At 69.4% G+C, this 13,562-nt stretch carries 13 protein-coding genes; 7 read left to right on the top strand and 6 right to left on the bottom strand.

The window, feature by feature from the left end:
* Positions 1-26 precede the first annotated feature (26 nt).
* Complete coding sequence (locus UCD39_RS05145; RefSeq protein ID WP_246130071.1) at positions 27-1,640, top strand: M48 family metalloprotease; 1,614 nt, start codon at positions 27-29, stop codon at positions 1,638-1,640.
* Between the two features lie 48 nt (positions 1,641-1,688).
* On the opposite strand, the gene UCD39_RS05140 is transcribed toward UCD39_RS05145, so the two are convergent.
* Together UCD39_RS05140 and UCD39_RS05135 are read right to left on the bottom strand one after the other, a co-directional pair.
* On the bottom strand, positions 1,689-3,371 hold the full coding sequence (locus UCD39_RS05140) for a methyl-accepting chemotaxis protein (RefSeq protein WP_330494995.1): 1,683 nt from the start codon (positions 3,369-3,371) through the stop codon (positions 1,689-1,691).
* 122 nt (positions 3,372-3,493) lie between these two features.
* The gene (locus UCD39_RS05135) at positions 3,494-4,498 is read right to left on the bottom strand and encodes a DUF3369 domain-containing protein (protein ID WP_330494994.1); all 1,005 of its coding nucleotides are present in this window, start codon (positions 4,496-4,498) and stop codon (positions 3,494-3,496) included.
* Positions 4,499-4,820: 322 nt separating this feature from the next.
* On the opposite strand from UCD39_RS05135, the gene UCD39_RS05130 reads away from it, so the two are divergent.
* The 6 genes from UCD39_RS05130 to aat all read left to right on the top strand — a co-directional run bounded on the left by UCD39_RS05130 (position 4,821) and on the right by aat (position 11,680).
* On the top strand, positions 4,821-5,588 hold the full coding sequence (locus UCD39_RS05130) for a DsbA family protein (protein WP_330494993.1): 768 nt from the start codon (positions 4,821-4,823) through the stop codon (positions 5,586-5,588).
* Between the two features lie 197 nt (positions 5,589-5,785).
* Positions 5,786-6,244, top strand: a complete 459-nt coding sequence (aroQ, locus tag UCD39_RS05125) for a type II 3-dehydroquinate dehydratase (RefSeq protein ID WP_330494992.1) — start codon at positions 5,786-5,788, stop codon at positions 6,242-6,244.
* 103 nt (positions 6,245-6,347) lie between these two features.
* Positions 6,348-6,803, top strand: a complete 456-nt coding sequence (gene accB, locus UCD39_RS05120) for an acetyl-CoA carboxylase biotin carboxyl carrier protein (protein ID WP_330494991.1) — start codon at positions 6,348-6,350, stop codon at positions 6,801-6,803.
* Positions 6,804-6,813: 10 nt separating this feature from the next.
* Positions 6,814-8,172: an acetyl-CoA carboxylase biotin carboxylase subunit gene (accC, locus tag UCD39_RS05115; RefSeq protein WP_145728858.1), complete on the top strand. Its 1,359-nt coding sequence runs from the start codon at positions 6,814-6,816 to the stop codon at positions 8,170-8,172.
* Between the two features lie 164 nt (positions 8,173-8,336).
* Entirely contained in the window at positions 8,337-11,015 is a 2,679-nt protein-coding gene (locus UCD39_RS05110; RefSeq protein WP_330494990.1) for a DUF2339 domain-containing protein, read from the top strand.
* Positions 11,012-11,680, top strand: a complete 669-nt coding sequence (gene aat, locus UCD39_RS05105; RefSeq protein WP_442943595.1) for a leucyl/phenylalanyl-tRNA--protein transferase — start codon at positions 11,012-11,014, stop codon at positions 11,678-11,680. The genes UCD39_RS05110 and aat overlap by 4 nt, the downstream gene beginning before the upstream one ends.
* On the opposite strand, the gene UCD39_RS05100 is transcribed toward aat, so the two are convergent.
* The 4 genes from UCD39_RS05100 to UCD39_RS05085 form a co-directional block, all read right to left on the bottom strand.
* Entirely contained in the window at positions 11,599-12,312 is a 714-nt protein-coding gene (locus UCD39_RS05100; protein WP_330494988.1) for a DUF2155 domain-containing protein, read from the bottom strand. The two genes, aat and UCD39_RS05100, sit on opposite strands and share 82 nt — an antisense overlap.
* The gene (gene mlaD, locus UCD39_RS05095) at positions 12,309-12,869 is read right to left on the bottom strand and encodes an outer membrane lipid asymmetry maintenance protein MlaD (protein WP_330494987.1); all 561 of its coding nucleotides are present in this window, start codon (positions 12,867-12,869) and stop codon (positions 12,309-12,311) included. The genes UCD39_RS05100 and mlaD overlap by 4 nt, the downstream gene beginning before the upstream one ends.
* Positions 12,870-13,080: 211 nt before the next feature.
* Positions 13,081-13,395: an NADH:ubiquinone oxidoreductase subunit NDUFA12 gene (locus UCD39_RS05090; protein WP_330495491.1), complete on the bottom strand. Its 315-nt coding sequence runs from the start codon at positions 13,393-13,395 to the stop codon at positions 13,081-13,083.
* Complete coding sequence (locus UCD39_RS05085) at positions 13,332-13,469, bottom strand: hypothetical protein (RefSeq protein WP_330494986.1); 138 nt, start codon at positions 13,467-13,469, stop codon at positions 13,332-13,334. The genes UCD39_RS05090 and UCD39_RS05085 overlap by 64 nt, the downstream gene beginning before the upstream one ends.
* Positions 13,470-13,562: the final 93 nt, after the last annotated feature.

Genomic DNA, 13,562 nt, shown 5'->3' with positions numbered 1-13,562 from the left:
CGACGGCACCGCCGATGGAATCGACTATGTTCTTGCGACCACGCCGCCTAGCCCGCCTGATCCTGGTCAGCCTGTTGTCTTCGGCCTTGGCCGTGGAACCGGTGATGGCCCAGGACCGCGGCATCAGCCTGGTGCGTGACGCCGAAATCGAGCACACGCTGCGCGTCTTCGCCACCCCCATCTTCCGCGCGGCGGGTATCGTCCCCGACGCCGTCACCCTGGTCCTGGTCAACGATGACGAACTGAACGCCTTCGTCGCCGGCGGCCAGAACATGTTCATCAACACCGGCCTGATCATGGCCGCCGACACGCCGGAACAACTGATCGGCGTCATGGCGCACGAAACCGGCCACATGGCCGGCGGCCACCAGGTCCGGTCCCGTGACGCCATCGAGAACGCGGTCATCCTGTCGACCCTGGCGACGCTGCTGAGCGTCGCGGCCGCCATCGGCGGCACCCGCCGTGGCGACGGCGGCGGTGCCGCCATGGGCGGTATCGCCGGCGCCCAGGAACTGGGCGCCCGGTCCTTCTTCGCCTTCAGCCGCGCGCAGGAAGCGTCGGCCGACGAGGCCGGCCTGTCCTACCTGGAGGCCAACGGCTATTCGTCGAAGGGCATGCTGGAGTTCATGGAGAAGCTGCACAAGCAGGACTCCGGCCTGCCACAGACCAAGCAGGTGGAGTTCCTGATGACCCACCCGCTGACCAAGAACCGTATCGAGTACATCGAGAACTTCGTCGACCATATCTCGAAGTTCACCAACGCCAGGATGCCCTCGGCCTATTACGACATGCACCAGCGCATGCGAGCCAAGCTGTACGGCTTCATCCATCCCGACCTGGCCCTGCGCAAGTATCCGGAAAGCGACACCAGCGTCGCGGCCCGCTACGCCCGGTCCATCGCCTATTACCAGGTGGGTGACATCAACAAGGGCCTGAAGATCGTCGATGGCCTGATCGAGCAGGAACCCAAGAACCCCTACTTCTATGAGTTGAAGGGCCAGATCCTGTTCGAGAACGGCCGTGCCAAGGAGGCGGTCGATCCCTACCGGAATGCGGTGAAATACGCCCCGGACAGCGCCCAGCTGCGCATGGCCCTGGGCCACGCCCTACTGGAGGCCGGCGACGACAAGCTGGTGCACGAGGCCATCGACGTCCTGCGCTCTTCCGCACGGGATGAGCCGCTGGTGGAACTGACCTGGCTGCTGCTGGCCAGCGCCTACGCCCGCGCCGACATGGCGCCGCAACTGGCCTATGCCCGGGCGGAAGAGGCGTTGGCGCGGGGCGACATCCGCGCCGCCCGCTATCACGCCGACCGGGCGGAGCAGATGCTGCCCGCCGGGTCGCCGGATTGGGTGCGGGCCCAGGACATTCGTGTGCTGGTGGAAAGCCGCCTGCCGCACAACATGCGCCCGCAACTGGCGCCCAGCAGCGGCCTGGCCTCGCCCGACACACCCATCATCTCCACCGGCCGCATGCCGGAGGACGCCCTGTCCACCGGGGGGACGGCCGCCATCGGTCCCACCTTCCCCGGTATCACCGACCTGCCGACCCCCACTACCATCGGCGCCGGTTCCTCGGGCCTGGGGACACTGGGCGGGGGCGGCATGGGCGGACAACGCGGCGGTCCGGGCGGACGCTGATCCGCCCGGGGCTTCCCCGAGGGACCCGCCCGGCGCCGGACGAAGCCGTCAGCCCAGCCGGACCATCTTCACGAAGCCGGCCGACTCGCTGTCCAGGATGGCGGATTGGGCGGACAGCCTCTCGGCCAGGCCGGAGACGCCCTGGGCGGCGTCGCCCACCGCCTGTGACGCGCCCGTCAGGTCGCCCAGGCTGCCGGCCACGTCGCCGATGCCCACCGCCGCCTGCTGCACATTGCGCGCGATCTCCTGCGTCGCGGCGGTCTGCTCCTCCACCGCCGAGGCGATGGTGACCGTCAACTCGTTGACGTCGGCGATGGTGGCACCGATGCGGCGGATGGCCGTCACCGTCTGGGTGCTGCGGCCCTGGATGGTGGTGATCTGCGCCGCGATTTCCTCGGTAGCCTTGGCGGTCTGGTTGGCCAGGCCCTTGACCTCATTGGCGACGACGGCGAAGCCCTTGCCCGCCTCGCCGGCGCGGGCGGCCTCGATAGTGGCGTTCAGGGCCAGCAAATTGGTCTGGGCGGCGATGGCCTGGATCAAACCCAGCACCTCACCGATGCGGCGCGCGTCACCATCCAGGCCCTCGACCACCGTGTCCGTCTCGCGCACCACGGCCAGCGCCTCGCCGGCGATGGTGGCGGAACGGACAACCTGGGCGCTGATCTCGCCGATGGAGGCCGACAGCTCCTCGCTGGCCGCCGCCACGGTGTTGACGTTGCTGGACGCGTCGGCCGCCGCGCCGGATGCCGCCCGCGCGCGGGTAAGTGCCTGGTCCGCCGCCTGGGTCAGCGTGGCGGCCAAGCGCTCCAGATCGGTGGCGGCCTGGGTGACGGTGCCCACCACGCCCCCCACGCGGGCCTGGAACGTATCGGCCACGCCGGCCAGGGCCTGGCGTTGGCGCGCCGCCGCCGCCGCCTCCGTCCGCGCCTGCTCCGCCCGCAGCGCCGCGGCGTTGCGCATGTGCTCCCGGAACAGGGCCACCGCGCGCGCGATGCGGCCGATCTCGCTCCGGTCCGTCGTATAGTGGATGTCGACGTTCAGGTCGTCGGCCGCCAGCCGGTCCATGGTACCGCACAGATCGGCCAGGGGGCGCGTGATGCTGCGGGCGATCAGCACGGTGAACACGCCCGCCACCAGCAGCACCAGCACGGTGCAGGCGCCGGTCCACAGCGCCTCGCGCCACAGGGTGGCATCGATGTCGTCGATATAGACACCGGCCTGCACCGCCCATTTCCACGGTTCGTAGGGCGCGGCGTAGACCAGCTTGGGCGCCGGCACCTCGGCGCCGGCCGTGCCGCGCGGCGCCTCATAGGTCGCCAGGCCCCCGCCTCGCTGGGCCGCGGCGATGATATCCGCCACGATACGGGTGCCCTTGGGGTCCTTGAACTCCATGCGATTCACGCCTTCGTTCTTGGGATTGGCGTGGACCAGCGTGACGCCATCGAACTGATAGACGCCGTAGTAATCGCCCTCGCCCCAGCGCATGGCGCGGATGGCCTTCTTCACCGTCTCCTGCGCCTGATCCAGCGGCATCCTGCCAGCCTTGACCTCCTCATCATAGGTGTGGATCAGCTTGAGCACGCTGCCGACCATGTCGTGCAGCTTCTGCTCGCGCTCGGCATAGATCGACTTGCGCAGACTCCAAACCTGCGCCCCCGAAATGGCGAGCATCGACACCACCATGATGGCCATGATGATGCCGATACGCAGAATTAGCGAAAAATTGCGCATGTCCGTGGATCCCCCGCTCGGGCGTTCAACCTGTGCGGACATGTAGCATGGTTAATTTTCTGGGCAAGCCGCAGCAGGCGCGCGCCACCCTGGGTGGTGCGCGCCGCATGGGGAAGCGGCCGTCAGGCCGGGTCGCGCGCCTGTTCCAGGGCCCAGGCGGTGACCAGGGCGTCGGCGATGCGCATCATCAGCAGCAGGGCCAGGCGCCGCTCGATCTCATCCAGCGGCCGGACCAGATGCAGGTGCAGCATGGCCACCGCGCCAGCGTGCGGATTGCCGCCCTCCCCCGCCGGGCCGGTCAGCGGCCAGGCCAGGGTCATGGCGTCGTTGGCGAAGTCGTGACGCAGGTCGCCCGGGCTGCGCAGGGCGTTGGCCAAGGCGCCGGTGTCGGCCACGGTGGCCAGGGGATGTCCGGCCGCGTCCTGATAGCGTCCGCGTCCCGCCAGGATGCGGGCTGATAGGCGGTCGGCACCGTACATCACACAGAAAAGCCCATCGGCCGGCTGCTCCAGCACCTCCGCGATCTGATCCAGGGCCGCCCCCGCGGCCGAGGACGGGCCTGACAGCGCCATCTGGCACAGTCCCAGCCCAGCCACCCGTTCCAGCCCGATGCAAGATCGTTCCAGCGTCCGGATGTGGTGGTAGGCGCGCAGCGCCGTGATGGTGGCCGTCACCAGCTTGCGGGCGGTCAGCTCGGTCTTGGCCTTGTAGTCGTTTACGTCATAGCCGGCGATCACGGCGTCCTCCGGCGCCTGGCCGGGCTGGCCGGTGCGCAGGATGATCCGCACCGCCCGGTTGCCCAGCTCATCCCGGATGCGGGGCACAAGCTTCAGGCCGGCGTCGTCGCTTTCCATCACCACGTCCAGCAGGATCATGGCGATGTCATGCTCCCCCTGCAGGATGTGCAGCGCTTCGGCGGCGGAATAGGCGGAGACGAAGGCCAGGCCGCGGCCCTGGAAGGCGAACTTGCGCATGACCAGGCGGGTCATGGCGTGGACCTCGGGATCGTCATCGACGATCAGCACCTGCCAGGGCGGCATGCCCGGAATCAGTTCCGACTCCTCGCCGGCATCCTCATCCTCGTCGTCCTGGAAGAGGAAATCGTCGTCGTCATCCGCCATGGTCATGGCCAACCCCACCTTCATGCCTGGGCATGGAAACGCATCCCCGCCGGCGTCATCCCCCACCGGCGTCATCACCGGCGTCATCCTATGCAAACCCCAGACCCAGCCCAGCTCATGACCGCACAGCGCCGCCAACCTGGCAAGCGCGACGATGGATGGCCCACCGGCAAGGCGGACGCAAGGCCGGCGGCGCATGACGCCGCACCCGCGCCCTTGCGGGATTGCGCCCTGCCGCCGCCTGGTCCATGCTGCGCGCCGTCACCGCCACCCCGGGCACGAGGCACCTTGGCTTTGGGGAATAGGCCGCAAACCGGAGTTTGTCCCGATGTCGCGTACCATTAACGCCACCCTTTGCGCCACCGTGGCGCTCGCCGGCCTGGCGATCGTCAGCCCGGTCTTCGCCGCCGACAAGCCGGTGGCGGACAAGGGGCCCTACGACAAGGCCCAGGTGGAACAGATCGTCCACGACTATATCCTGGCCCATCCCGAGGTGATCACGGAGGCGGTGCAGGCGCTGCAGGACAAGGCCGAGGCGGAGGAGGCCAAGGCCGCCGCCGACGCGCTGGTGAAGCACAAGGATGAGCTGTTCGCCTCCAAGGCGTCCCCTGTGGGCGGCAACCTGAAGGGCGACGTCACGATGGTGGAGTTCTTCGACTATCAGTGCGGCTACTGCAAGCACACCCAGCCGGAGATGGACAGCGCCATCAAGAAGGACGGCAAGATCCGCATCGTCTACAAGGAATTCCCCATCCTGGGCCCGGCGTCGGTCATCGCCACCAAGGCGGCATTGGCGGCCAACATGCAGGGCAAGTACGAGTCCGTGCACGCGGCGCTGATGGCGGCCACGGGCAAGCTGGACCGGGACCGCATCCTGTCCATCGCCAAGGAGGCGGGCGCAGACACCGAGCGCCTGGTCAAGGATATGGATTCCCCGGCCGTGCAGAAGGAAATCGACGCCAATCTGGCGCTGGCCGACGCCCTCAACATCCACGGCACGCCGGGATTCGTCATTGGCAACACCCTGGTGCCGGGCGCCATCGGCGCCGACGCCTTCAAGGACCTGTTCGCCAAGGCCCGCAGCGCCAAGAGCTGACCGCAAGGCCAGCGCAGTAGGCGCCGGGCCGGTTTGAGACGCCGGGGACGCATGGGCGGACCCCGGCGCCCGCGCGCGTGGATTCTTGCCCCGGGCGCCACCCGTGTTATAAAGCGGCCTTCGACGGACGCTGGCCGGGGACGCATACCCCCAGACGTCCGGGTTCAGAGACGTACGTACACAAAGGCGACACACCCTTGGCCATCGCGCCCTCCGTCCTGGTTTTGAACGGTCCGAACCTCAACATGCTGGGGATTCGCGAGCCGCACATCTATGGCGCGGAGACGCTGGAGGATATCGAGAACGCCTGCCAGGAAACGGCCGCGCGCCTGGGCCTGGAGATCGACTTCCGCCAGTCCAACCATGAGGGCGAGCTGGTCACCTGGATACAGGACGCGCGCGGCGAACACGACGCCATCATCCTGAACGCCGGCGCGTACACACATACATCCATCGCCATCCACGACGCGCTCAGCACCGTGGGCCTGCCGGTGGTCGAGGTGCACTTGAGCAACATCTTCCGGCGCGAGCCGTTCCGGCATCACTCCTACGTGTCGCCGGTGGCACGCGGCGTCATCTGCGGCTTCGGCTCGCAGGGTTACCTGCTGGCGCTACAGGCGGCAGCCCGCCTGATCGACAGCCCACCCCCCGCGTAAACGAGAAACCGTAACGCCGGCACCGGCGCCCCCCCTCACAGGCAACCGGCCTAACCAACACCATCGGCGGCCTAACCGCAGCCCAGTACCCAGGATCATGACAATGGCGACCTTCGAACTCGACAGCGAATTCGTGCGCAAGTTGGCCGAGCTTCTCGGCGAAACCGGTCTCACCGAGATCGAGTACGCGGAAGGCGAAAAGCGCATCCGCCTGTCCCGCGCCGCCCCGGCCGCCGCGATGGCGCCCGTCGCCGTGGCCGCCGCCCCGGTGGCGGCCGCCGCCCCCGTCGCCGCCCCCGTGGCGGCCGTGCCGCCGGCGCAGCATCCGGGCGCGGTGAAGTCACCCATGGTCGGCACCGCCTATCTGGCGCCGGAGCCGGGTGCCTCCACCTTCGTGAAGGTGGGCGACGCGGTCAAGGTGGGCCAGACCCTGCTGATCATCGAGGCCATGAAGGTCATGAACCCCATCAAGGCGACCAAGGCCGGCACCGTGACCCAGATTCAGGTCGGCGACGCCCAGCCCGTCGAATACGGCGAAGTCCTGCTGATCATCGAGTGAGGATTTGACCATGGGCGGCCTATTCGAGAAGGTCCTGATCGCCAATCGCGGCGAGATCGCGCTTCGCATCCACCGCGCCTGTCGCGAGATGGGCATCCACACCGTGGCGGTGCATTCCACCGCCGACGCCGACGCCATGCATGTCCGCCTGGCGGATGAGAGCGTGTGCATCGGCCCGCCCTCGGCCAAGGAAAGCTACCTGAACATCCCGGCCATCCTGTCGGCGGCGGCGATCACCGGGGCGGACGCCATCCACCCCGGCATCGGCTTCATGGCGGAAAACGCCCAGTTCGCCCAGATGGTGGAGGAACACGGCTTCGCCTGGATCGGCCCGTCGCCGGAACACATCCGCATCATGGGCGACAAGGTCACGGCCAAGCGCACCGTGATGGACCTGGGCCTGCCGGTCGTTCCCGGCTCCGACGGCCCGGTGGAAACGGTCGAGGCCGCCCTGGTCAACGCCGCCCGCATCGGCTACCCCGTGCTGATCAAGGCCGCCGCCGGCGGTGGCGGCAAGGGCATGAAGGTGGCCTGGAGCGAGGGTGAGCTGGCCGAGGCGTACCAGTTGGCCCGGGGCGAGGCGCGCGCCGCCTTCGGCAACGACCAGGTCTACATGGAAAAGTACCTGGCCAAGCCGCGCCACATCGAAATCCAGCTGCTGGGCGACCACCACGGCACCGTGGTGCATTTCGGTGAGCGCGACTGCTCCATCCAGCGCCGCCACCAGAAGGTGGTGGAAGAAGCGCCGTCGCCGGCGCTGAACGCGGAAGAGCGGGCCTTCATCGGCAACCTGGCGGCCAAGACGGCGGCGGCCTTCGGCTATCGCGGCGTCGGCACGATGGAGTTCCTGTACGAGAACGGGCAGTTCTACTTCATCGAGATGAACACCCGCCTGCAGATCGAGCACACCATCACCGAGATGGTCACGGGCATCGACCTTGTGCGGGAACAGATCCGCGTGGCCACCGGCGCGCCGCTGGGCTATGGCCAGAACGACATCAAGTTCAACGGCCATTCCATCGAATGCCGCGTGAACGCCGAGAACCCGGTGACCTTCACCCCCAGCCCCGGCAAGATCGACGGCTATCACGCCCCGGGCGGCCTGGGTGTTCGGGTGGATAGCGCGCTGTACGACGGTTATCGCGTGCCCCCCCACTACGACAGCATGATCGCCAAGCTGATCGTCCACGGGAACAGCCGTAACGAGTGCCTGATGCGCCTGCGCCGCGCCATCGAGGAATTCGTCATCGGCGGTATCGACACCACCCTGCCGCTGCACCAGCGCATCATCGCCCAGCCGGACTTCATCAACGGCGACTATGACATCCGCTGGCTGGAGGAATGGATGAAGAACCAGCCCGCCGGCTGATCCTTCCTAATCCACAGACACGTGACCCAGGCCCGGGATCGACGGATGGTCGGCCCCGGGCCTGTCGTTTTTCCAGCCCCGCGACCGGGCCTGAGCGATAGCCACTGCACGGCTGCGGGAAATGCACTACCTTTCCTGTCGCTCCGCGTGATCCTGGGACCGGCATGGCCTTTCTTGTCTTCATCGCCCTGATGGTGGCCCTGTGGGCCCTGATCCATGCCGACAAAGCGAACCGCCGCGTGGCGAACCTGAACGCCCGGCTGGACGTATTGACCCGGCGGTTGGCCGACCTGCAGGGCAGCACCCCCCAGCCCCAGAGCGTCGGGGCGCCGGTGGCGACGGCCCCGCCAACGCTCTCCGAGCCCCTCCCCGCGCCGGTGCCGCCGCCTATGGCGGATACGCCCTCCCCCCGTCCCATCCCCAAGCCCGTCCCCACCCCGTCGCCCTCCCTTGGGCCGCCCTCCCTTCCGCCACCGTCCCTGGAGCAGGCGCTGGGCACGCGCTGGCTGGTCTGGCTGGGCGCCATCGCCGTGGCCCTGGCGGGCGTGTTCCTGGCCAAGTATGCCGTGGACCTGGGCCTGCTGGGCCCTGCCGTGCGCCTGACCCTGGGCGGCCTGTTCGGCGCCGGGCTGGTGGTGGCGGGCGACATCCTGCGCCGGCGCGCCGCCAGCGCCGGTGACACGGCTGGAAGGGGCGGGACCCCGTCGTTCCAGGCCGCCTCCATTCCTGCCGCCTTGACGGCGGCCGGCTTGGCCACCGCCTTCGCCTGCGTCTATGCCGCCCACGCCCTGCATGGCCTGATCGGGCCTGGCACCACATTCGCCGGCCTGGCCGTTCTGACCGGGGCGGCGTTCCTGCTCGCCTTGCGCCACGGGGGTGGCGAGGGCCTGTCCGCCGGCGCGTTCATCGCCCTGCTGGGCTTGGGCGGCGGCCTGGCCGTGCCGGCCCTGGTTCCCAGCGACCACCCCTCGGCCTGGGCCTTGTTCGGCTACCTGGCGCTGCTGAACACCGCCACCCTGGCGGTGGGGTGGCGGCTGCCGGCCCCCTGGCTGGGGTTGCCGGTGCTGGCGGGGGCCGCCCTGTGGGTCGTGACCGCCACGGCCCATGGATCGGACGCCATCCCCATCGCCGTGTTCCTGGCGGCCCTGTCGGGCGCGGGGATGGGTTTCGCGCTGACAGGCCTGCGCCACCGCCGGTCGGATGTCACCGACGCCTGGATCGCCATAGCCTTGGGCGGCGTGCCCCTGCTGCTGGATTGGCTGTTGCTGGTGGGAAGCGACTATGCCGTCGCCGGCGTGGCCGCGCTGGCCATCCTGACCCTGCTGGCGGTGACGGCCGCGCGGTGGCCCTCCCCGCACACCCGCGTGATGACGGCGTTGGCGCCCATCGCCGCCGCCATCGCCACCCTGGCCCTGTCGCAGGGCTTTACCGTGCGCGGTGCCGACCTGCCGTATGGCGCGCAGCTGGCGGTGGCCCTGGGCTTTGGCCTGGGGCTGGCGGCGGCCGGCCTGCGCGCGCTGGCCATCCCCCCCGCCATCACCGGCACCCGGCCGCGGGCCTGGGCCTGGAGCGCGGCCCTACCGATAACGGCCCTGGCCTGGGCCGGCTGGGCCTTCGACCCCTCCAACACAGTGCCCGACGTCGCCTGGGCATTGGTCGGCATCGTGCTGGCGGGCGGCGCGGCCTGGGCCGCGCGGTGGACGGCGCGAGCCGAGGGCGCGGCGGACGCGTTCGTCATCGCCTCGCTGGCGCTGATCAGCCTGGCGTTGGCCGCCCTGTTGCGCACCTCCTGGCTAACGGCGGCGCTGTCGCTGCTGATCCCGGCGGTGGCGCTGATTGAAAGCCGCACGGCGATGGCGGGGCTGGTCGCCGCGCTGCGACGGGCGGCGGCGCTGCTGGCCATCGTGGTGGCGGGCCGCCTGATGCTGAATCCTTGGGTGCTGGAGTATCCGCTGAGCGGCACCTCCCCCCTCAACTGGCTGGTGTGGGGCTGCGGCGTCCCGGCCCTGGCCTGCGCGGGTGGCGCCTGGCTGCTGCGCCGGCGCCGCGACGACCGTCCGGCGCGGGGTCTGGCCATCGCCGCCCTGGTTCTGGGCCTGCTGTTCGCCTGCCTGGAAATCCAGGTGATGCAGGGTGGCCGCCTGGACAGCGACCCGTTCGCCCTGCTGCCCACCAGCCTGCGCACGGCGTTGTTCCTGGTGACGGCCCTGGTCCTGGCCGGCCGGCCAGGCAACCCCGGCCCCGCCCACCCCGTGGCGCGGTGGGGTGCGCGTATCCTGGTGCGCCTGGCGACGGCCCAGGTGGTGGTGGTGCAGTTGGGTATCCTGAACCCCCTGTGGGCGGACGAACCGGTGGGGTCCTGGCCGGTGGTCAACCTGCTGCTGCTGATCTATGCCCTGCCGGCCCTGCTGTTCGGCCTGGTGGCCTGGGGCCAGACGCCCGGGCCGGGTCGGCGCGTCCTGGTGACCCTGGTGCTGGTCCTGGCCTTCGCCTGCGTCTCGCTGGAGGTGCGCCAGGCCTTCCATGGCAGCATCCTGACCCTGTGGGCCCACGGCGGCGGGCGGCCGGATGCCGAATGGTACAGCTATTCCGCCGCCTGGTTGGGCTTCGCGCTGGTGTTGCTGGCGGCGGGGGTGAAAACCCGCCGGGCGGATGTGCGCTACGCCTCGCTGGCGGTGCTGCTGGTGACGGTGTTGAAGGTCTTCCTGTCCGACATGGCGGACCTGACCGGCCTGCTGCGCATCCTCTCCTTCCTGGGCCTGGGCCTGTGCCTCATGGGCATCGGTTACGTCTACCAGCGGGTGGTGTTCATAGCCGCCCGTCCGCCGGAGGGGACCGCCTGATGCGCCTGACACCGGAACTGCTGGTCCGCGCCTATACCCTGGGGGTCTTCCCCATGGCGGAATCGGCGGAGGATGACGAGATCTTCTGGTTCGACCCGCCGGAGCGGGGAATCCTGCCGTTGGACGGGTTCCATGCCCCGCGCCGCCTTATGCGCACCGTGCGCCAGGGGCGTTTCCAGGTCAGTGTCGACACCGATTTCGCCGGGGTGATGCGCGCCTGCGGCGAATCCACCACCGACCGGCCGGAGACCTGGATCAACGCCCAAATCCTGGAGGCCTATGTCGCGCTGCACCGCGAAGGCCACGCCCATTCCGTGGAATGCCGGCGCGAGGGCCGACTGGTGGGCGGCCTGTATGGTGTTTCCATCGGCGGCGCGTTCTTCGGCGAAAGCATGTTCTCGCGCGAGACGGACGCCAGCAAGGTGGCGCTGGTCCATCTGGTGGCCCGCTTGCGCGCCGGCGGCTATCGCCTGCTGGACACCCAGTTCGTCACCACCCACCTGGCGCAATTCGGTGCGGTGGAAATTCCCCGCGTCCAATATCGGGCGCTGCTGGCCGGGGCCTTATCCCAGCCTGCGCGGTTTCACTGTGATTTGCCGGAGGGCAGCTTGGACGACGGCGCCTTGGTCGCCGGGTTCCTGCAATCCACCACCCAGACGTCGTAGACCGGGTCCTCCATCGCCGACAGGGCGGGGCTGGACGCGAACATCCAGCCGGTGAAGACCTTGGCCGCCGGGTCGTCGGGCTTCGCCTCCACGATATCCAGGAAGGCGGCCGATTCCGGTTCCTCGATGGGGGTGGTCTTGCGGCAGGCGCGGGCCGCCACCGTCAGCTGGCCGAAGCGGCCGGTCTGACCCACCGGAATCTCGACGGTGGAGACGCGCCCGGTGACCTTGTCCAGGCCCCCCAGGACGGCGACCTTCATATCCTCGAACGTGCGCGGCACGGCCGGCTGTGGCGGCAGCGGGGGCAACGGCGTGACGGGCGAGGCCCCTTCGGCAGCGGCACCGACACCGGCGGCGGCGCCCTGGGCGCCCTCCGCCGGCTGCTGGTCCTGTGGCTGCCCGGCCGCGTTGGGACCGCTCACCGGCTGGCTGGTGGGCGGTTGCTCCTCCGGCGCCTGGTCGACGGTCTTCTTCACCTCGGATGGCGAAGCGCCCAGTGCAGCCCCGGCAGGCGACGCGGTCGGAACCGGCGGTGCGGCTGCGGGGATGGTCGGGGTGTTCTGCGCCCAGGCGCCGGCGGTGGCGGCCACCGCCAGGCAGGAAGCCGTCAGCAGCAGACGCCGCAGGCTCATTTGCCGCCGCCGTTCAGCAGACCCTTGGACGGGTCGGCTTTCGGTTGCTGAGCCGGGGGCTGCTGGGCGGCGGGCTGCTGGCCCTGGCCGGCGTCGCCGCCCTTGTTGGCATTGCTGCCGCCGGCGCTGAAGATGAAGCGGCCGAGAAGATCTTCCAGGTTCACCGCGGACTGGGTGTACTGGATACGGCCGCCGGGCTTCAGCATCTCTTCCTCGCCACCGGGCTGCAGGTTCAGATACTTGCCCCCCAACAGGCTTTCGGAGGCGATGCCGGCGCTGGTGTCCTCCGGCAGCTTCACCTGGCTGTCGATCTGCATCTCGATGACGGCCTGGTAGGTCTTGGGGTCCAGATAGGCCTTGGTGACCGACCCGACCTTCACGCCGCTGATGCGGACGTCGTTGCCGGCCGTGAGGCCACCGGTGCTGGCGAACCGGGCCTGCAGCGCATAGCCGGAAACGGCGCGCACGTTGGCCGTGGTGTAGGCGAAATAGAGGAAGAACGCCGCCACCACCAGGACGACGGCCCCCAGCACGGTCTCGATCACATTGCTGCGCATTGGCTTCCTCTGGAAAACCCTAGAAATAGGACAAGCCTGGCTTGGCGCAAGGCCCCGGGGTCGATTCGACGGCACCCATGCCCCAACGCCCGCCGCAGGAGGACGACACACCCCCTGCCCAGCCCGTCGTTAGCCTGTCACGCGGGCCGCGCGGCCGTACCGTCGCGCTGATGGCGGCCGGCCACGCACCGCACACCCCGTTGGGGACCGCTTATGCGGGGGTCCAGGGCTCGTAATCGCCGGTGGCGGCGGCGCGGCGGCCGCCCTCGAAGGTGTGCCCCGGCGGACGGTAGGCGGTGGTGGTGCCGGTGGCGTTCGGCTCATGCGCCTTCACCCACGGCTTGTGGTAGGCGCTGTTTTCCGGCAGCGGCTGTTCCATGGAGTAGTGCAGCCAGCCGTGCCATTCCGGCGGGACGGCCGACGCCTCGGGCTCACCCGCGAACAGCACCCAGCGGCGCACCTTCATGCCCGGCCGCGCCTTCTTTTCCCGGAAATAACGGTTGCCGAACCGATCAGTGCCAACCAGTTCCCCCGCCGCGAAATCAGCAGGCGGATCGACAGTTGGGACAGCCAGGTCAGGATGGAGATGCGTTGGGTCATGAGCCGAAACCAGGAAAGTGTGCCAGGGACGGTATGGATGGGGGCCAAGCGCCTGGCAGCGGGCCCCCGAAACGAACCGGCCGGACTATGGCA

This window comes from Nitrospirillum karajorum, from assembly GCF_036348415.1.
Classification (GTDB): domain Bacteria; phylum Pseudomonadota; class Alphaproteobacteria; order Azospirillales; family Azospirillaceae; genus Nitrospirillum; species Nitrospirillum amazonense_B.
The sequence above is the reverse complement of the archived record's forward strand: the minus strand, read 5'-3'. Positions and strand labels throughout refer to the sequence as shown.